General features: G+C 37.9%; 21 protein-coding genes. 6 read left to right on the top strand and 15 right to left on the bottom strand.

Going from position 1 to position 19,176, the window contains the following annotated elements:
* Window positions 1-43 precede the first annotated feature (43 nt).
* The 3 genes from BM371_RS02285 to BM371_RS02275 all read left to right on the top strand — a co-directional run bounded on the left by BM371_RS02285 (window position 44) and on the right by BM371_RS02275 (window position 4,120).
* Window positions 44-643, top strand: coding sequence for a hypothetical protein (locus tag BM371_RS02285; protein WP_034675331.1), 600 nt, complete (start codon window positions 44-46; stop codon window positions 641-643).
* Between the two features lie 98 nt (window positions 644-741).
* Window positions 742-2,763: an ATP-binding protein gene (locus BM371_RS02280; protein WP_034675326.1), complete on the top strand. Its 2,022-nt coding sequence runs from the start codon at window positions 742-744 to the stop codon at window positions 2,761-2,763.
* 58 nt (window positions 2,764-2,821) lie between these two features.
* A complete protein-coding gene (locus tag BM371_RS02275; RefSeq protein ID WP_034675322.1) occupies window positions 2,822-4,120 on the top strand; it encodes a restriction endonuclease in 1,299 nt (432 codons plus the stop codon).
* Window positions 4,121-4,273: 153 nt separating this feature from the next.
* Here the strand turns inward: BM371_RS02275 and BM371_RS02270 are convergent, their stop codons facing one another.
* From BM371_RS02270 to BM371_RS20870, 4 genes are all read right to left on the bottom strand, one after another.
* On the bottom strand, window positions 4,274-5,356 hold the full coding sequence (locus BM371_RS02270) for a S1 family peptidase (protein WP_034675319.1): 1,083 nt from the start codon (window positions 5,354-5,356) through the stop codon (window positions 4,274-4,276).
* A gap of 162 nt (window positions 5,357-5,518) precedes the next feature.
* Complete coding sequence (locus BM371_RS02265; RefSeq protein ID WP_051882734.1) at window positions 5,519-6,127, bottom strand: phosphoribosyltransferase; 609 nt, start codon at window positions 6,125-6,127, stop codon at window positions 5,519-5,521.
* Entirely contained in the window at window positions 6,117-6,791 is a 675-nt protein-coding gene (locus BM371_RS02260; RefSeq protein WP_051882733.1) for a DNA-processing protein DprA, read from the bottom strand. Before BM371_RS02260 ends, BM371_RS02265 begins: the two co-directional genes overlap by 11 nt.
* Before the next feature lie 108 nt (window positions 6,792-6,899).
* The gene (locus BM371_RS20870) at window positions 6,900-7,022 is read right to left on the bottom strand and encodes a hypothetical protein (protein ID WP_262486411.1); all 123 of its coding nucleotides are present in this window, start codon (window positions 7,020-7,022) and stop codon (window positions 6,900-6,902) included.
* Window positions 7,023-7,191: 169 nt separating this feature from the next.
* Between BM371_RS20870 and BM371_RS02255 the strand changes: the two genes are divergently transcribed.
* The 3 genes from BM371_RS02255 to BM371_RS02245 all read left to right on the top strand — a co-directional run bounded on the left by BM371_RS02255 (window position 7,192) and on the right by BM371_RS02245 (window position 9,216).
* Window positions 7,192-7,596, top strand: a complete 405-nt coding sequence (locus tag BM371_RS02255) for a single-stranded DNA-binding protein (RefSeq protein ID WP_034675316.1) — start codon at window positions 7,192-7,194, stop codon at window positions 7,594-7,596.
* A 41-nt stretch (window positions 7,597-7,637) separates the two neighbouring features.
* Window positions 7,638-8,711: a DUF932 domain-containing protein gene (locus BM371_RS02250; RefSeq protein WP_034675312.1), complete on the top strand. Its 1,074-nt coding sequence runs from the start codon at window positions 7,638-7,640 to the stop codon at window positions 8,709-8,711.
* Window positions 8,712-8,772: 61 nt separating this feature from the next.
* On the top strand, window positions 8,773-9,216 hold the full coding sequence (locus BM371_RS02245; protein WP_034675309.1) for a JAB domain-containing protein: 444 nt from the start codon (window positions 8,773-8,775) through the stop codon (window positions 9,214-9,216).
* Between the two features lie 185 nt (window positions 9,217-9,401).
* On the opposite strand, the gene BM371_RS02240 is transcribed toward BM371_RS02245, so the two are convergent.
* The 11 genes from BM371_RS02240 to BM371_RS02190 all read right to left on the bottom strand — a co-directional run bounded on the left by BM371_RS02240 (window position 9,402) and on the right by BM371_RS02190 (window position 19,173).
* Window positions 9,402-10,394, bottom strand: coding sequence for a DNA adenine methylase (locus BM371_RS02240; RefSeq protein WP_034675306.1), 993 nt, complete (start codon window positions 10,392-10,394; stop codon window positions 9,402-9,404).
* A 131-nt stretch (window positions 10,395-10,525) separates the two neighbouring features.
* Window positions 10,526-10,918 carry a TraQ conjugal transfer family protein gene (locus BM371_RS02235; protein WP_228376726.1) on the bottom strand — a complete coding sequence of 131 codons (393 nt, stop codon included), beginning with the start codon at window positions 10,916-10,918 and terminating at the stop codon, window positions 10,526-10,528.
* Between the two features lie 61 nt (window positions 10,919-10,979).
* Complete coding sequence (locus tag BM371_RS02230; protein WP_034675302.1) at window positions 10,980-11,540, bottom strand: conjugal transfer protein TraO; 561 nt, start codon at window positions 11,538-11,540, stop codon at window positions 10,980-10,982.
* A gap of 1 nt (window position 11,541) precedes the next feature.
* Window positions 11,542-12,444, bottom strand: a complete 903-nt coding sequence (gene traN, locus BM371_RS02225) for a conjugative transposon protein TraN (RefSeq protein WP_034675299.1) — start codon at window positions 12,442-12,444, stop codon at window positions 11,542-11,544.
* A 19-nt stretch (window positions 12,445-12,463) separates the two neighbouring features.
* On the bottom strand, window positions 12,464-13,759 hold the full coding sequence (gene traM, locus BM371_RS02220) for a conjugative transposon protein TraM (RefSeq protein ID WP_034675297.1): 1,296 nt from the start codon (window positions 13,757-13,759) through the stop codon (window positions 12,464-12,466).
* A gap of 4 nt (window positions 13,760-13,763) precedes the next feature.
* Window positions 13,764-14,033, bottom strand: coding sequence for a hypothetical protein (locus tag BM371_RS02215; protein WP_051882730.1), 270 nt, complete (start codon window positions 14,031-14,033; stop codon window positions 13,764-13,766).
* Between the two features lie 11 nt (window positions 14,034-14,044).
* A complete protein-coding gene (gene traK / locus BM371_RS02210) occupies window positions 14,045-14,668 on the bottom strand; it encodes a conjugative transposon protein TraK (protein WP_034675293.1) in 624 nt (207 codons plus the stop codon).
* A 15-nt stretch (window positions 14,669-14,683) separates the two neighbouring features.
* Complete coding sequence (gene traJ, locus BM371_RS02205) at window positions 14,684-15,673, bottom strand: conjugative transposon protein TraJ (RefSeq protein WP_034675291.1); 990 nt, start codon at window positions 15,671-15,673, stop codon at window positions 14,684-14,686.
* Window position 15,674: 1 nt separating this feature from the next.
* A complete protein-coding gene (locus BM371_RS02200; protein ID WP_034675288.1) occupies window positions 15,675-16,307 on the bottom strand; it encodes a DUF4141 domain-containing protein in 633 nt (210 codons plus the stop codon).
* 29 nt (window positions 16,308-16,336) lie between these two features.
* Window positions 16,337-18,844 (bottom strand): TraG family conjugative transposon ATPase, encoded by a 2,508-nt coding sequence (locus BM371_RS02195; RefSeq protein WP_034675286.1) that lies wholly within the window; start codon window positions 18,842-18,844, stop codon window positions 16,337-16,339.
* Entirely contained in the window at window positions 18,841-19,173 is a 333-nt protein-coding gene (locus BM371_RS02190) for a DUF4133 domain-containing protein (protein ID WP_074958528.1), read from the bottom strand. Before BM371_RS02190 ends, BM371_RS02195 begins: the two co-directional genes overlap by 4 nt.
* Window positions 19,174-19,176 lie beyond the last annotated feature (3 nt).

The following is a 19,176-nucleotide window of genomic DNA, read 5'->3' as shown; positions in this document are numbered from 1 at the left end:
AAAAACTCTGAAATTACTTATCTTTTAATTTTAAATTAATATAATGAATGAAGCAATTTTTGGATTGATAGGAGTGCTGGTGGGATCTGGCATTTCTTGGTTCCAATCCCACTGGACTAGCAAAAAAGAATCTGAAAAAAGCGCGCGATATTTAGCGATTAGAGTGGTATGTCTATTAGATAAATATATGGAGGAATGTGCAGAGGTAGTTAAAGATGATGGCTTATTTGAAGGGAAAAGATCAAAACAAGGATGTCTTGAGCCTCAAGTAAAAATCCCTAAATTCCCTAATTATCCTGAAGATGTAGATTGGAAAAGTATTGATCATAATATAATGTTTGAACTTCTCTCCTTTCCTGCTGAAATTGAAGATGGAAATAGAATGATTGACGCAACTGAAATTATTTCAATGGCACCAAACTATCAGGATTGGTTTGATGAAAGAAGGTTTTACTACTGTCAATTTGGTTTAATAGCTTACAAACTATCTGACAAACTATCTAAGAATTATGGTATTAAGAAAAAAAAATACAATGACTGGGATCCTGTAAAAGACTTCTCTGCAGAATTAAGAGCGGTCGCTACTAGACGCAATCATCGAACTGAAGAACATAAAGCATTTGTAAAAAGAGTTTTGGGATAAGTTATGTATTAAAATAAATATCATTTATAAAAATAATCCTTTTTGACCGCAATTCGTTAATTTTACTAAAAACTTATAACCCGTAATTTTAAAACCACATGAAGAAAAATAAAACTCAAATTACTTCAAAGAGCATTATACAAAGTGGATTACCAAATGATTTCAAAAAGTCTATCTCCGAATATATTTGGAATGGCTTCGATGCAGGTGCCACGGAAATAAAAATAGATTTTTCATGTAGTGAAGTTGATACAATGCACGACTTTTCTATCAGAGATAATGGACACGGAATTTCTTTCAATACGATAGGCGAAACATTTGGATATTTTCTTGATTCTAATAAAACCAGATCCTATGACCATAATAGATTCGTCAAAGGTAGAAAAGGAAAGGGGCGCTTTTCTTTCCAGCAATTTTGTGCAAAAGCTCAATGGGACACTACTTTTTTTGATTCTAAATCTGAAAAACTCTTAGATTACACCATCGAGATCACCAGTGGTAATTTAGATGATTATAAAACATCCGATCAAAAAATATCTTCTGCTACAAACTCCGGTACGGTCGTGAGATTTGATGCCTTCACTACATTAACAGGAGATCTTTTAGAGTCAGAAGAGTTCATTAAGTTTTTGGAAATCGAATTCGGGTGGTTTCTGTATTTAAATAAAAATAAAACCTATCAGATAACTGTTAATGATGAAATTATCAATTACAATAATATCATTGAAAATAATATAGAAAAACAATTCATCATTGATGATGAAGTATTTGACATCTCTTTTATACTATGGAACAGTAAAATAAACGAAAAGTACTATTACTATTTTTTGGATCGTTCGTTATTTGAAAAAGGAAGAGAGCATACCAAATTTAATAACAAAACCGAAGACTTTTGTCACTCCGTATTTGTCGTGTCTAAGTATTTTGAACAGTACAGCAAAACAGAAAATGAAGGTATTTCTTTAGGTTTTGAGAAAAATCAAAGTGATCCAACGCATAAACGGCTCATGCAACTTCTGAATAAAATGGTTTCTGACGAGGAAAAAAATTTTATCAGAAATAAGAAGGCCGAGAAACTGATTGATGACTATAAAAATAAAAACATATTTCCATCATTCAAAAATAATGAATATGATAGGTTAAGAGAGAAAGATCTGGAAACCGTTGTCAAAGAATTGTACTGTGTCAACCCAAAAATTTTTCAAAATTTAAATATTCCGCAGAGTAAAACATTGGTTGGCTTTCTAAATCTTCTACTGGATTCTGAACAAAGAGAAAACATTTTATCGATCTTAGAAAACATTGTCGAACTAACCGATGATGAAAGAACTGAACTTTCAAAAGTGCTCAGCAAAACAAAACTAAGTAATATTACCGCACTGGTAAAACTGCTCGAAGGACGAAAAAATACCATCAGCGTTATACAAAGACTTGTGTTTGATCTGGCAAAGTTTACCAATGAAAGAGATCACATTCAAGTATTGGTTGAAAACAATTATTGGTTATTTGGTGAACAATACCATCTGATCTCTGCTGATGAAAATTTTGAAAAGACATTAAATAATTACATGTTTTTTTTGGAAGAAGAGGAAAGATTAAAACTTGAAAAAGGTGAAGGAAGTTCTCCAAAACGAGAAGAGCGTAAAAAAGCAATTATTGAATCTAAAGAAAAACTTAAAAGACCTGATATCTTCATTTGTAGAAAAAATGCGTCGCAAGAATTTCTTGATGACGAAGAAAATATTATCGTAGAACTAAAAAGACCATCGGTAGTCGTAGGAAAAGTTCAATATGATCAAATTGAAAATTACATACGGTTTATCATTAAAGAGCCAAAGTTCAACAGTGATATGAGAAAATGGAAACTGATTCTGATCGGTAAAGAAGTTGACGAATATATCAAAGATCAGTATGAGTCTCACAAAAGTAAAGGTAAACGTTTTCTGGTGCAAGCTGTTAGGAACTATGAGATCTATGCTTACACGTGGGATGATATCGTGAGGACATTTGACCATAGACACCGCTTTTTGTTGGATAAAATAGGATACAAAGATAATTTTGAACAAGAATTTGAAAGTATCAAAAATAATCCCGATGAATTATTGAAAAAAGTGATATAACCTGCTATTAAATGAGTTAAAAATACAACTTGTCTTCTATTAACTTTTTCTAGGCCTCATGATTAAACATCGTATTTATCCTCCATTAAATTGGTTTGACTTTGAACAATTATGTCTTAAGTTATGGGGGCAGATATGGACAATTCCTAATGAGATTGATTTAAATTCTACAAACTCTCAAGGTCAGGACGGTGTGGATATATATGGCATTCCTAAAGGTGAAAAGAGATATTTCGGAATTCAATGTAAAAATTACAAAGATGAAAAAAAGTCAGGGGCAAGAAATAGGATAACAAAAAAAATAGTCGATACTGAAATACAAAATGCAGAAAAATTTAATCCTACACTTCAACATTTTATTATTGCCACGTCTTTAGAAAAAGATAAGAACATTGAAGAATACGTCAGGACAATCAATCAGGAAAGGCTTGCAAACAATAAGTTTACAGTTCAGATCTGTTTTTGGGATTACATCACACAGATGATGTATGACTACAAAGAAATATATAATTGGTACTACAATCAGCAGAATTTAAATCATAACAAAAAGGTCTCTGTTTTTTTTAAAAATAGCGATGATCCACTACGAGTTAAGCACTTCCCTACTTACATAAAACTTAAGAAGGTTTTCAGGTTAGAAACTCAAAAAGATATTTATAAGGAAAAACAGCGTAATAAAGAAGCACTTTTAAGTCTTTCTAAAAACGATGATTTTCTTCCAATACCTTTTTATGAAAGAATTCTTGATTGGCTGTTTCGAAAAAAAAACAGCGATAAGATATTATCAAAAGAATTATTTATTAATGGCATTAATATTAGATCTGAAGAGTATAGGAGAAGTCTTTATCCAAAAGAAGTATCTGATCTTAAATTTACCCTAAATTCAATTTTTGACAATCAATTTCCATTAAGCATTAAAATTATTATTGATAATATCGGTGATTCAGTAATTGAAGATTATAAGTTGAGATTATACTTTGATGGTGATTTTGAAAAAATTGATACTAAAACACCAAGGATTTCTGAAATTTTTGCCAAAACAGTAAAGCACGATGTTTTTGTGAATGGTGATACCTGCCTTATTCAGCCTGAGAAAAATTTTTTAGTACAAAAAGATTTCTTTGTATCTGAAGCAATAATTTTGATTCCAAAACTTGCTGCAAATACCGAAATAAAAATCAAATGGGAACTGATTAGCAGAGATTATAACGATAAAGGAGAGCTATACATCAATATTGAACCAAATTTTGAATTAAAAACAAAAGAGTATTTGGTCTTAGATATAAATGATTGTAAGGAAGTTGATGAGTATCATTATCAAACTTATGAATCTTTGCCTACGCAACCAAATTGGTAATTTGATTTTTCAATTGATTCAATGATTGCTTAATTTTAGAACAAGTAAAAAATACAAAATTTTACAACACAAAGGAATTGAATATTTGAAAAGATCTTAAAAAAATTAAAACAAATCTTACGAACAAATATTGATTTTTTATTCTTAAGTCTCTTAAACTTTTTCTTGTGTACCTCCGAAAACAGGTATTCCAAATTCACTAACAATCTTTTTTAGTTGTAAATATAAATTCTTACTGTGCCCTTTTATATTTTCATCATAAACACGATTGTAACGAAAGTACTGTTCGTGGATCTGTTCCAAAACAAATAAACCTTCAAAGCTCTCGTTCACAGTTTTCTGAACAATATCAAGTATATCATTCCTGTAACTACATATGTCGACATAACTCTTATCTTCTCTATCATACAGACTAACTGAAACATGCTCATATTCCGAAGCTTGGTACCAAGTATCTTCCTTGCTCCAGAATCCATCCCATTGTTCATCGATATGTTTGGGAATCAATTTGTGGTGAGCGATACATTTATAAATGCCCTCCACAGACATTATTGCTAAATAGCCTAATTCAGTTGGTTGATTATTAAGACTTAAAGATTCTGTAGCTACTCCCAACACAATTCCTTCCTCGGTAATTACTGGAGATCCACTAAAACCACCTCTAGCCATTGTTGACAATATAAAGTGTGGATGACCACCTGTATATTTGTCAATGATGGTATTAACTTCACATTTTGAAGAAATTAATAAAGGTTGCGAGGAAAATGGAATTGGTGGGTAACCCATTATTAATACATCTGATAAAACATATTCATCACCCAACCAATCATCTAAATGATCTCCTAAAATCAAAACAGGAGCTTTAATATCATTTACCACAATTGCAGCAACATCAATATTTTCATCTGGATGCATAAAAGGTCCTTGATAGGAAGTAGTAGACTGCGGTGTAAAATCTAAAGTTGCTCTAACCATTCCAGTATCTTTACTTTCTTCAATTTCATAAAAACTTCTCTGAAAACTAGTAGTTCCTATTTCCTTTATTTTGCAATTTTCTACAACATGTCTTGCTGTGATAAAAATACCTTCACCTATATGGAAACAAGAACCTATACTTTCATCTCCATTAGGTAAAATGATAGATATATATCCCACCCCAGCGGCAAAATTATCGTAGGCATCCTTTAACTTATTACTACGTCTGATTCGATCTTTCTCATCTAAACTATCGTTCATAAAATTACATTTAGATTGCAGGGAAATTTTTAAAATTAATTGGTCTTTATATTACTAAGAAAGCAAAATATAAACTATTCTATAAGACTTTCAGTTAGCAAATTAATTTCAATTTAAAGAGATAATTAAGTGAAAATATTTTTCAAAATGATTTTTCGGTCACTAATCAGGTAATTGAACACCACCGTTACCAGCAGGATGCATGATTCCTTTACTGATGTCAATTATAGTTTCCAGATCTTTCCAACTTCTGGTACGAAAAGCACAGAATATTTTGATCTCCTTATCAGGATAAACTTTCTGAAGTTCTAGTGCAGAAGCCATAGACGTTCTACCTAATGTCAGAATATCGTCAATCACGATAATGGTTGGTTCTGTTATCAATATGGGGGTTACTTCTAAACTTTCTTGATGTTGTTGCACCGTATTTCTGGTGTCTGCGTGAAATTGCCCACTTGATTTAGGAATTGCATATTTACGTTGTAGACAATTTGCCACACTTTCCCCTAACCCATTGCTGACAAATGTTTCACAAATGATCCTTGCAGGAAAAACAGCTCCTTCTACCAAAGGTGTACTTCTTGGCACCGGAACTAAAGCTGAGTTTGAAAAATATTCCGATAGATTGGCTTCTCTTATTCTCTGACTTAATCTCGTACTGAAGCTTACATCTCCGTTTTTGCAAGATCCGGCAACTGTTCTTGAAGAAATTTCAATCTCGGACTTGCCTCTTGGAGAATAGGCCAGAAAAGTAAGATACTCAAAAGACATACTCTTTCTTTGTTGTTAAAAAGGGAATGCTTTCGATCAGAAATTCAAAGTTATCATTGGTCAGTACCTGTGCACCATAACTGAGCATTTCTTCAGCCCATGAAATTTTATCGTTGAGTACATTCTCCATAATGAACAACTGTCTTCCCAACCTCAATGCCTCCCAACCCTGATGTTTTGTTCCGCTTTTCTCACTCGCCTCAATGATGATCGTTGCATCACTGATCAACGCCATTGTGCGGTTTCTGATAGGGAAACTTTTTGGTGTTACAGGATAGTTTTCCGGGAACTGCGAGATCAGTAAGTGATTTTCAGCAATAAAATCCTGAAGGTCTTTGTTTTCAGCAGGGAAATGTTTATCAAGGGGTGTCCCGATAACACCTATGGTGTGACCTTGAAATTCAATGGCAGTTTTATGTGCGATCGAATCGACACCTTCTGCTAAGCCGCTGACCACAGTAATGTCATTTTGAACCAAGAGCTTCGCTATCTTTCTTGCCCTTCTTATACCCAGTTCAGACACTTTCCTTGAACCAACGACCGCTACCCTTCTTCCATTTTCCAATAACGAAAAATCCCCTTGGTAAAACAACTCTTTGGGACTGTTCTTTTTCTCAACGGTAGTAAGCTTATCGTAGTATTCTTTAAAAGCACTGATCTGCATAGGTCTTCAAGATTTAAATGAATAATGTAAATATAGTTCATTTAGTGTGTAAAATACAAATCGAAAAACACTAAAACCAACCATCAAGGTGAAATTATTAAATATTACCTACAACTGATCTTTTTCAGAATAAACCGGTAAAAAGGCAGCTAAGGTATATCGGTCATCCATTTCTTCACCCAGCCAAAAGACTACGGCATAAACGGTCTCCTCCCTAAAGGTACCCTCCAATTATTCCGTTTCCTTTTAGCTTTCGCCTTTTCCCGCTAAGATTATCTGCTTTCTTTTTTCCGGTTTTTCTTTTGAAAAATATTCAGTGAAGCCCAAAGGGCTTTCAGAGAAAGGACGGAGAAGAGATTGAGAACAAATCAAAATGTACAATCTTTAAAAACCTACGGTTATGAACATTATCGGAAGACTGACAAGGGATGCGGAAGTGCGCAACTTGCCAAATGAAAAACAGGTAGTTAATTTTTCAATTGCTACGAATGACAATTATCGCAACAAACAGGGCGAACGGATCGAACAGGCCACCTATTTTGAATGTGCCTATTGGATCTCTCCAAAAGTCGCAGACTTTTTAATAAAAGGCACTTTGGTAGAATTAAGCGGAAGAGCCTACACCTCTGCATGGTTAGGAAAAGACGGAGAACCCCATGCAGGTCTGAATTTCCACACCTCACAGGTCAAAGTTCACAGCAGTAGTAAACGAACTGAAAACAAGTTTACTGAATCGAATAAAAAAGATAAGAAGGAAATTTCTAATTCCAATGACAGTGACAACAATGATGATCTCCCATTTTAAAACTACCAAACAAAATTCTTTAACAATTAAATATTAACATCATGGCACATAATTTAAATTTCAACAACAGAACAGGAAAATATTCATTTTTCAGCGTAAAGGAAAAAGCATGGCACAACTTGGGGCAGATCGTACAGGAATACCCGACAAGTGAAGAAGCCATCAAATTTGCAGGACTTGACTACGAGGTTGAAAAGTCTCACCTCTTTACAATAGGTGCAGGCATTATCGAAAATACCAACGGAATAGAAATGATCGATTCAGAATTGGAAGTTCCCAACTACTTTGCCAATATCCGCACCGATAATAGCACCGTTTTAGGCGTAGTCGGAAAAGATTACCATATCGTACAAAACCGTGAAGCCTTTTCATTTTTTGATTCTATTGTAGGTGGTGGAAAAGGCATCTTGTACGAGACTGCAGGAGCTTTGGGAAATGGAGAACGCATTTTCATTACCGCCAAATTACCCGACTATATCCGTGTTGGAAATGGTGACGATATTACGGAAAAATATATTTTCCTGACCACCTCCCACGATGGGAGTGGAAGCATCACCGCCGCATTTACCCCTGTTCGCATCGTTTGTCAAAATACTTTAAACGCTTCACTAAAAAACATGAGCAATGTGGTGCGGATCAGACACACCGCAGGCGCAAAACAGCGTATGGACGATGCCCACAAGGTCATGGGATTAGCGAATAAATTGAGTAATGAATTGGAAAGCACGTTTAATCATTGGGCAAAAATAACGGTCGGTGATGATGAGATGAAAAGACTGATACAGTTGGCACTCTGCCCCAACAAAGAAACTTTAAACCATTTGCAGAAAGGAAATTTCGATGACGTTTCAACAGTTTTTAAAAACACCGTTGATGATGCATTTGCCTACGCAATGATCAGCGAAAGCCAGCAAACGGATACAACCAAAGGAACTTTGTTTGGCGCTTACAATGCTGTTACAGGATATTTTCAGAATGTCAGAAATTACAAGGATAATGAAGCCAAACTTCAGTCCATCGTCTTGGGAGGGACAGCACAATTAAAGTCTCAAAAAGCTTTTGATCTATGTGAAAATTTTGCCCGGTTTGGCGCAGAAACTTTGATCATGAATTAATTACAAATTTTAAAAATTAAGTACGGGAAACTTAAGTCTCTGCCGTACGAGAGCAACACTTATGAAATTCAATATTGTCAACGAGATAAAATTAAGTTATTCCAGAAAAGGAAATTCTGAAAAATTAGTTAGTAGTTCGCGGGAAGCAGTAGATGTATTCCGTCAGCACTTTGACCGTGATGAAATGGATTACCGAGAATCATTTTTTGCCTTATATTTAAATCAGGCTCACAAAGTTTTAGGGATAAGAAAAATTTCTGAATCGGGAATTTCTTCCACGGTTGTCGATGTTCGTATCATCTTGCAGGCGGCACTGCTTTGTAACGCTTCAGCGGTGATACTCGCACACAATCATCCCTCCGGAAATTTGAAACCTTCTGCCGAAGATCTGAAAATTACGCAGAGCATTAAAAGCGCATCAGAAATTTTAAACCTGAAATTACTGGATCATTTCATTCTGACATCAACCGATCATTTATCATTTGCCGACGAAGGTCTTTTGTAAATGAATTCATATTATTAAAAAAAATACACGACGTTTCAAATATTGTCGTGTATTTTCAAATTCGGGCGAAAAGACCATTCCTTGCGGTGGTCGGAAACGTCTTTTCGCAAAAAGTAGGGATACAACTATTATGTTATTCCTCACAAAACCTCCCTGCTTCATAAAAGTTGTGAGCCTGTGTAGATTTAATGTTTTATTAAATGATGAAGATATTCTACTGTTCTTCCAGTACCCATTGCTTGCTTGCTTTGAAATCGCTTGTATTCTATCGTTGAACAACTATAAGTTCCCAAACCATTCATCATCTCCTTAATAATAGGATATGAAAGAAATCCTTCATTATTGTAACTTAAGAAAATATGCTGAAAATCGCATTTTTGTAAAAGATTAAACATCGCATTTTCAACCTCTGATTTTAAACAGAACTTTGATGTATTGTAGCGTCTCAAACCAGCCTTTCCCCTAGGCTCAAAATCTATATCATACAAAGCAATGGTGTTCAACAAATGATAATAGGAACCATATTCTCTACCATTGTACGGAGGATCCAAATACAGGATATCACCTTTTACTTGAGTGATTAATTTGTTGCTGTCCTGACTGAATATTTGATAGTCAGGATGTGATAGTGACGTTTTTTTGACAGGTAATAATTGCAAATTTTTAGTGGCGGATATTTTTAATGTCTTTAGGTAAGCGCAATAGACGGAGGCGGTGTTAGCAACCTTATCGACCGCTTTTAATAAGGTAGCCAATAAAAGGATATAAAAATCTTGATCTATCTCAGAATTTTGAAATCGTCGTTCAATATCCATCCTTATGGCATCTATTTTTTTACCGTTTTCGGCTGAGAAATATAACCGACCAGCTGTTCCGCATTCCGAATATTGATTAAATATAAATCCTTCCCTGCCATCTAATTGATTTAGTTTCGCAAGCATTGCCCGGTATTTCTCATCTGATATTTTGCTGTAGAACGCACTGTTAATGACAAAACTGTAATATTCCCTATCATTGTAAATGATACTTTTAACTTTATCATGGAAATAGTTTCCCACTATTCCTGTTCCTGCAAAAAGATCGCAGAAGCTGCAATCAGTCAATTTTAGTTTTACAGAATTTGAAATGACATTGTAGATAAACCCCGATAGTCTTTTTTTAGATCCCAAATAATTCATTTTTATTTGCAATCTCCTGTAAAATGGTGCTGAGACTTCACTCAGTCCAATCCTGACCTGATTTTGCTTTCAATGTCCTCATAAAAAGCGGCTTGGTACAAAACCAAGCCGCTAGAAGTCAATTAGAAATTTTAAGATGCATTGTCAAATTCAAAATCTACCTTTCTTTCATTTCCAAAACTATCCTTTATCCAAATACTGAACTGATGGGATTCGGAAGCTTTAGATGTATAGTAAAGTCTGAATTGTTTTTGCTTCAATGGATACTCGTCATTCGGTAGATATGGTGGATCGCTGTAATATTGAAGTTGACCAGCTCCTTCATATTGAAAATACCTAACACTGTACATTGTTCCATTAAAGTTCGAAGAAGTCAATAGTGAAATGCGAATTTCTACCGTTTCATTCTCAGCTATTTTACCAGGAACTGGCATTATTTGAACTTCAAAAGGAAAGTCCTGTTGAATTTCCAGATCGCTGTCCTGACAGGAATTAAATACAAAACTAATTAAGAAAATTGCCATTGAATACTTAAATAGTTGCAAGATCTTTTTGTTGATTACATTTTTCATTTTACAAGCTTTTTTAAAAATTAAATCGTATTCCGAAACCAAACAAAGCGTGAAACTCACCGAGCTGACTTTTCTGCAAATAGCGTAGCTGCCCATTGACCAAAAAAACCAAATGGTCTGTCAGATAACTTTCTAAAGACAGTTTACCACTTGCACCATAAATGAAATTCTCGGTTGAATTAATAATCGAGCCATCATAAATCATTTCATTCCCCCTATTGATCTGCTCATAACCTGCAAGCCCTCCTAAACCAAGATTGATATTGACATTCCGCATCAGATCTCCCCACACATAGAGACTGTAACCTCCATTGAAAAGGACGGTATCAATCGGGATATCGTTATGGGCATACTCGTAATACTTTCTGCTGTATTCGGCCAATCCGAAGAGGTAATTACCGTTTTTGGTGTAAGAGATAAGACCTGCACCTAAAGCGTAATTTTGCTTTTCAGGAGATTGCGGAAATACTGAATATGAAATTTCGAATCCTTTTTGATTAGGGATCATTTGCTGAGCCAGAGTTTCTATACTCATCGTAATAATAAAGATGATGGCTAAAAATATCTTGTTCATCTTAGTTCGTTTTTATGTTTAAACCGTTGATCAGCCTGGCTTGAATCAGGTCTTTATTGTCAAGCTGAACCTTCTGATGCCTTCCCCCATTCTTTTCCAGAATTTCAATTTCCAAGACCTGATCCTTCAAAAGGGTAAATTGATCTAACAAGTAAATTCCTAAAATGTCGGAATGATGAATTGCGGTCATCACCGGAAAATGAATGCGAAGCGGTTTTAAAATTTTGTCCTGAACAACCGTTCTTTTCAAATTCTTCTTATCGACAATTTTGAAATTGACCAGATCAATGTCATACGCTACATTGCTGCTGTTTTTAACCTGCAAGGTGAAATAGAATTTGCTGTCATTGACGTGTAGTGCCCGGACTGAAAACTGGATCCCATAGCTTCTGGAAGTGATGTGTTTAATGGTCTTGCTGCTTTTTTCATACAGGTTTTCCATAATCAATTCCGTAAGAGAGGACGAACTTCCCCTGAGATCTTCAAACAGGACATCCGCAATATACTGTCGCTCATTGCTTCTCTGCATCTTTAAAAGGTCATAGCTGAGTGCGTCAGGATATGAACTGTAAAACACATCGAAGCTGTAGAACTTTCCGTCTTCGGTGATCACCGAAAAATTGGTTTCTTCTTCGAAGTCCCTGACTGCCGATTTGATCCGAAGAACATTTCCGATAGGATCTGCCTTGTTCGCAATTAGCAGGTCACTCCCCAAGTCGACATATCGGATTGTAGAAGGAAAAAGCAGGTGCGAGGTTTTATTGTAGGTGACCTGCATTCTGTAGGGTTCTAACCTTGCCTCTTCCAATGGAAGATATACTGATATGGAATCCTGAGCCAGTGATCTGCCTGAAAAGAGCAGAAATACGATCATCAAAAGATAATGGCTTTTTATTTTATTCATTTTATTGTTTTTTAATGGGTTATTTTTTTGGCACAAGCAAAACCTGATGGCCCGCTTTTACCTTTACTTTTTGTTGTCTGACCCGTTTCTGGAAATATCCTGATAACCCCTGCACAACGCCTCTGCTTAAATCCGCCGCGATCTGCTGACCTGCCGACTGCGTCATCATAATATTGGTACCAGAAGTTTGCCCCATACTGCCCACAATGTCGGTCACAGCATTTTGCTCTGGTGAATAAGGAACATATAAGCCGAGCTGACCATCATTGTCATGAACATTGATCTCTACAGGATAAATGCTACCCTGATATTCTATCGACGAAATTTTCAATTGCAGTCTCCCACCCTGAAATTTGCCGTTTGCCTTTAGTAAGGTTCCTGCAGGAATTTTGGTATGAGCCAGAAGCATACTTTCCAAGAGTCTGATCGATAATGTACTTTCATTGGTCATCGTCATTGACTCTTGTACAAGACCTTTGATCGCATTTTTTGATTGTTTTGAATCATTGGTTTCATCCTGAGTTCCGAACAATCTATTATCATTCAGACCAGCCAGAAAGGCGCTGTCCCATGGCTCTCTGTACAAAGAAGAGACAATATTTAAATGAGCTGATTTTACTGCTGTGAGCTGTACTTTATTTCCAGAAGGCTGCTTCACATCCTCTTCTCTTGATATAGGATCTTCCTGCTTACTACTTTGGGGAAGGTATTTCGCAGCCATTTGGTAGGATTTTTCCATCAGCTCCAATTGGTCATTGACCCCAAGACCTGCAGGAACAGCATTGTTTTGCAAAGCTTCATTCTTTAATCTGGATATTTCTTTCCTAAGATTATTCACTTCCTGATCATCCCTGCTGTAGAAGGAACCTAATGTCTGCTGCGCATTGCGATAGCTGTTGACTGCACTCGGATTAGATGGTGACAAACTGTTTGGATCAGCGGTCAATGTGGTCTGACCTGAATTCTGACCTACGTTGCTAGGATCGCTCCAATAATCTGACAGGCTGGTCATCGCATTTCTTTTCTCTTCATTTTTTTGCTCCAGCAATTGTTGCTCATAGGCTTTCTGTTTATCAGATTGTAACTGGTCTTCCTTTGCCTGCGGTATACCTGCATTGAAGCCTGATTCTTCAATGACCTTATCCTCGTTTGGTTTAAAGATGAGGTAGAGGCATCCGACACAGACAACAGCCATCAGAAAATAAATGATCGGCTTTTTAAATCGTTCCACTGGAAATTTCTGCAGACCTTCTGCTTCTTTTTCCCGTTCCTGCGATTCGCCCTCCGTGACCTTGATCTTATTTGAATCTTTCATTGTCCTATTTTTTAATGGTTGAACCCGTTTTGTTATCGTGTGACTGTCTTTTCATAGCAGTATGATCAGATATGGTCGTAATATGACTGATCGACATGGTGTTGTTATCATTTGCTGTTGTGATAAAGATGCTGATCAAAACTAATATTGTGAGAACAGTGTATCCTGCTAAAAACAACTTGGTAAACAGTCTTTGCTGTTTCTCCGGAAGTGCTTTCCATTTCTGGTCTGCGCCCAAGATCCAGTGCTCTATTTTATCCCCTATTTTTTTCATTGTTCTGGATTTTAACGTTCAACTGTTTCAACATCTTTATTTTCAAGGACATTGAATTTTTCAATCGTAAATCCCTGGGGATTGCTGTCTGACCTCACCGAATTCACTAATGAACAATCGGTGATTAGACTTCGTATCGTCAGATTGCTGGATCGGATAATGAATTGTCTTGCGTACGTTTTTACGGTATAAGGATAGCTGTCGAAGTTGGCAACGACACTGTCAACCTCTACCCTCTGCTGAATATTGCCTGAGATAATCCGGTTGTAATAGCCTTTCTCCTGAAGGTCTTTATAGTAATCGAATGCAGACTGGTCTGCCAGATTAAAGGCCCTTTTGACATTGCTTTCGATGGCATTCTTATCCGGCGCCACGGTAAAGAACAGCTCGTGAAAACGCCTTACATGCTCCCTGGCCTCTACAGGCCTGTTGATCGACATATCCTGGGACAGAGCCACCATCAGGGATTTACCGTTATCCAACACATAGATCTTCTGGCGTTGCTCCTCTGCAAATTGGTAGGACTTGAAAACGACGATGCCCACCACTGCAAAACAGAGCACTGCAAAAACGAATGTAAATAAGCGGATCTGTTTGAAGCTGCTCTCTATATTTCTTAAAGTTTTAAATTCCATTGGATCGTATTTTTATTATAATAATCTGCCTGAGATATTACCTGTTGCAGAACCCGCTGCTGCTCCCGCAATATTTCCTGATTTTGTGGCGGTCTGGTTGACATTGCGCATAAAGTTACCGACGCCTCCTGCCTGAATGACCCATCCGGTAACGGTTGGAACCGTAAAATATCCGATGATCCCGATGATCATATAGATGATGTAAACCGTGTTAGAAGTATCAGGAATGAAGTTCGGATCTGCCAGCATCTCAATATCCCGCTCCAGGATGAGCGATTGTATTTTGGCCAGGATCGAACTGAAAATATCCGCAACGGGTAACCAGAGATAAACGCTGATATATCTCGTCAGCCATTGTGTGAGGGTGGTCTGGAAACCATCCCACACAGAGATGGCAAAAGCAATGGGTCCCAAAATAGACAGTACGATGAGAAAAAAGGTTCTGATCGTATCAATGACCAAAGCAGCTGATTGGAAAAGAATCTCTAGAAATTCACGGAAACCGTCCCTGATCTGCTTTTTGATATCGAACATCTCCCTTTCGATATACATCCCGGACATGGTCACCAGGTCTGACGGAGACCATCCCAGCTCTTCCAACTTTTTGTCAAATTCCTCATCAGAGATCAGATAGGCCATTTCGGGATTTCTAAGCATCGCTTCCCGTTCCAGAAGGTCTTTTTTCTGTTGCAGGTCGTTCATATCAAGAACCTGATCCTCCAGCATCGAATGGCTTCCCTGAACGATTGGACTTAAAACGCCATTGATACTTCCCAATACCAAAGTCGAAAAGAACATAATGCAGATACCGATGGCAAAGGGTCTGAGCATAGGAAACAGATCGATCGGTTCCGCACGGCTGAGTGACTGCCATACTTTGATGGCCACATAGAATAATGCGCCCAAACCTGCGACACCCTTTGCTACGGCAGCCATATCAGAACACATCGGCATCATTTCTTCGTAAACGGAACGCAGTACTTCGTGTAAACTAGTCGGTTCCATCTTACCAGTATTTTTGATTGGCGGTTCCATAAAGGTCCAAGACCCTTTTCGTGTTGTTCTGCTTTTTGGCTCTCAGATAGCTGACAGAAATATTCTTATTCGTGTAGTAGCGCACCAGATTATGGTACTCTTTGACCTCTTTGTAGACCCTGTCGATCACGTCCATTCTTTCCTTATCATTCAGGGAAAGGCCATTGGCCGTGATGATCTCCTTCAGCTCTTTCAACAGTTCCGTACTTTCGTTCAGAAGGGCTGAATAACCGTTGGCAATTGCCGTCAGTTCCTGGGCGTTGAAGTTGGGGTCGTTGAGCATCTTCCCAAAATTGTTGACGTAGATCTCTGAGACATCGCCTACGAGAAGGACGGTCTGCTGTACCTTTCGGGCATCTTTGACCAGATTGTTGACAGCCTTCAGCTTGTCGTAATACTCCTTTCCCTGTTCATAGACCTTCTTGACCTCGTTGAAGTTCTTGATGACGTTGGAAACCGTTGATGAGGTCTGCACGATCTCATTGGCGGAGTTCAAAATGCCTGAGGCCAGGTTGGCCGGATCGGTCACAACGAATTGTGCATTTGCATAGTTTGCAGTAGCGAAAAGCACTACCATTGCTGTTTTAATGATGTAATTTTTCATTGTTGTAAAATTTTAAATGATTGGATTAATTAATTTTCTTTGTTTGATTTGATTCTCTTGAGAGAGATCCTCTTGATGGCATTTTCCACATTTCCGTCAAGTTCAGAGGCCAGATTCATCACCTCCATTTTTTCAGTTTCTTCGGTGGTATAAGCGAGATATTCCTCGGTGGAAACTTCAGTGGCGTACACCGCAGAGTGCGTTCCTCCCAGTCCGATCCAGACTTCCTTGTAGAGTCTTTTCGGATCGTTGTTCATATTGATGGAGAGTACCTGAGATTTTTCTTTGTCAGTCAGTCCAAGCATCGCCTGGATGTCATCGAACTTGTTCATATACTTACGCTGATCCAAAAGGATCTTGCAATCTGAATTGTTGATAATACTCTCCTTGACGATCGGTGACTGGATAATGTCATCCACTTCCTGGGTTACCACGATAGCCTCTCCGAAGAACTTCCTGACCGTTTTGAACAAATATTTGATGTACTCAGCCATCCCTTCCTTGGCGATGGCTTTCCAGGCTTCTTCAATGAGGATGAGTTTTCTGATTCCTTTCAGCCTCCGCATTTTATTGATGAAAACTTCCATAATAATGATGGTCACGATCGGAAACAGGATCTTATGGTCTTTGATCGCATCGATCTCAAAGACGATGAAACGTTTGGACAAAAGGTCAAGCTGTTTTTCTGAATTGAGCAGGTAATCGTATTCACCGCTTTTGTAATAAGGCTCCAACACGTTGAGAAAGTTGGCGATATCAAAGTCTTTTTCCCTGACCTTCTTTTGTTCCAGAACTTTCTGATAGTCATCTTTCACATAGTCATAGAATCCGTTGAATGAGGGATGGGAATTTTTGCTCCTGATCTGTTCAATGTATCCACTAACAGCATTGGACAAAGCAACCTCTTCTGAACGGGTGGGTGGTTCATCATCCCTCTTCCATAAAGTCAGGATCAAAGTTTTGATGCTTTCCCGTTTTTCAATATCGAAGACACCGTCATCGGTATAGAATGGATTGAAGGCAATGGGATTGTCTTCGGTATAGGTAAAATACACGCCGTCCTCCCCTTTTGTCTTGCCCTTGATCAGCTCGCACAATCCCTGATAGGAATTTCCGGTATCGACCAGTAATACGTGAGCACCCTGCTCATAATACTGTCTGACCATATGGTTGGTGAAAAAGGATTTACCACTTCCTGAAGGTCCCAAAATAAACTTGTTCCGGTTGGTAATAATGCCCTGCTTCATGGGTAGGTCTGATATATCCAGATGAATAGGCTTTCCTGTCAGACGGTCAGCCATCTTGATACCGAATGGTGAAGGAGAATCCTGATAATTGGTTTCCTCTGTGAAAAAACACAAGGCTGGTTCAATGAACGTGTAAAAGCTTTCTTCACTTGGGAAGTCTCCTGCATTGCCCGGAATTCCTGCCCAATACAAGGTTGCTGTGTCCGTCGTATTCTGGCGTGGTTTGCATTCCATCAATGCCAAAGCACTACCAGTATCATTCTTCAGCTGTTTCAATTCGGAAGGATTGTCCGACCACGACATCACATTGAAATGCGCCCGGATGGATTGGAGACCATAGGAATGGGCTTCATTGAGGTATTTCTCGATCCATTCCTTGTTGATCTGGTTCGCCCTGCTGTATCTAGCCAATGAATGCATATTTCTGGCTGACTTTTCAAATTTGGTCAGGTTATCATCGCTGTTATCAATAAACAGGTATTGGTTATAAATATGATTACAGCTCAACAGAAGTCCTACCGGAGATGCGAAGGACAGTAAGCAGTCACTTCGGTCCGTACTCAGTTTTTCATACCGGCTGTGTGATGAGACAGTGCCTGGCAGATCATCGGTATCGGATAAAGTATGCATACTGATCCGGTTGTTGCCGATACGCATTTCTTCTGATCCGAGTTTGATGTCCTGCAATGATGGATTGGTTTCTCTCGACAAAGTAAGGTATTGTTCCAATATCCCAGACTGTTTGGCGGTGCCTGAGATCTCATCTTCGGTCATTCGTTCCAGATGGACGTAGCCGCTGTCATTCATAATTCTTTCAAACTGGTCGACAGCTTCCAAGAAGCGGCTGATCACTTCTTTGTCTTTGATATCCTTGGGTATCAGTTTGCCTTTGCATAGGGATGAGAAGTTGCTCTGCCTCCGCATTCTCTCTCTACTGGTTTTCGTTATGAACAGATAACAATAATGGTTCAAGAATGGTCTCTCGTTGAAATGTCTTTCAAAAGATTTTGAAAGAAAACTCTGGTCTTCTCTGGACAGGTCAGGATTGTAGTTTTCTTTGATAAACCAGTCCTGCTTATGCACTACCGTAAAATCTGGAAGGGTCTTGATTGCCTTAAACCAGGCTGAATGGATGGCTTCATATTCTGCTGATGCCACCGTAAAGAGCTCTGGAAGTCTGACCTTAAAGCAGACCGTGACATCTGCGTCTTTTGAAATAATACAGTCGTTCTCTATTGCAAGCAGTGGAAATTTACTCTCCAAGGTTGCGGCTTTGGAGGTATTTCTCATGCTGAAGATTTTTGACGGTTACTTTTCAAGTAGCGATAGATACACTTGCGACTGATGATATACTTTGGATGTTTTTTTTGAGAGCTTAATTTCATCAGTCCGTGCTCCCCGTATTTTCCGTTCAGTGAGAAGGTCTGCCAAATCAGGATTCCACTGCTGGCTCCGCCAATTGTAAGGCAGAGATAGGTATTGACACCCGCCATGTACATGACCATCACGAATACAAGTATCCCTAACAGTCCCCCTGCAAAAATGAACAGGTATTGTGCTTTCAGTCCTTTGAACTCGACCGTTCTGCCGATGCCTTTGTTGATATGATAGGTATTCATAGT

Origin of the sequence: Chryseobacterium formosense (genome assembly GCF_900116415.1) — a bacterium.
In the GTDB taxonomy this organism is placed as follows: Bacteria; Bacteroidota; Bacteroidia; order Flavobacteriales; family Weeksellaceae; genus Chryseobacterium; species Chryseobacterium formosense.
The sequence above is the reverse complement of the archived record's forward strand: the minus strand, read 5'-3'. Positions and strand labels throughout refer to the sequence as shown.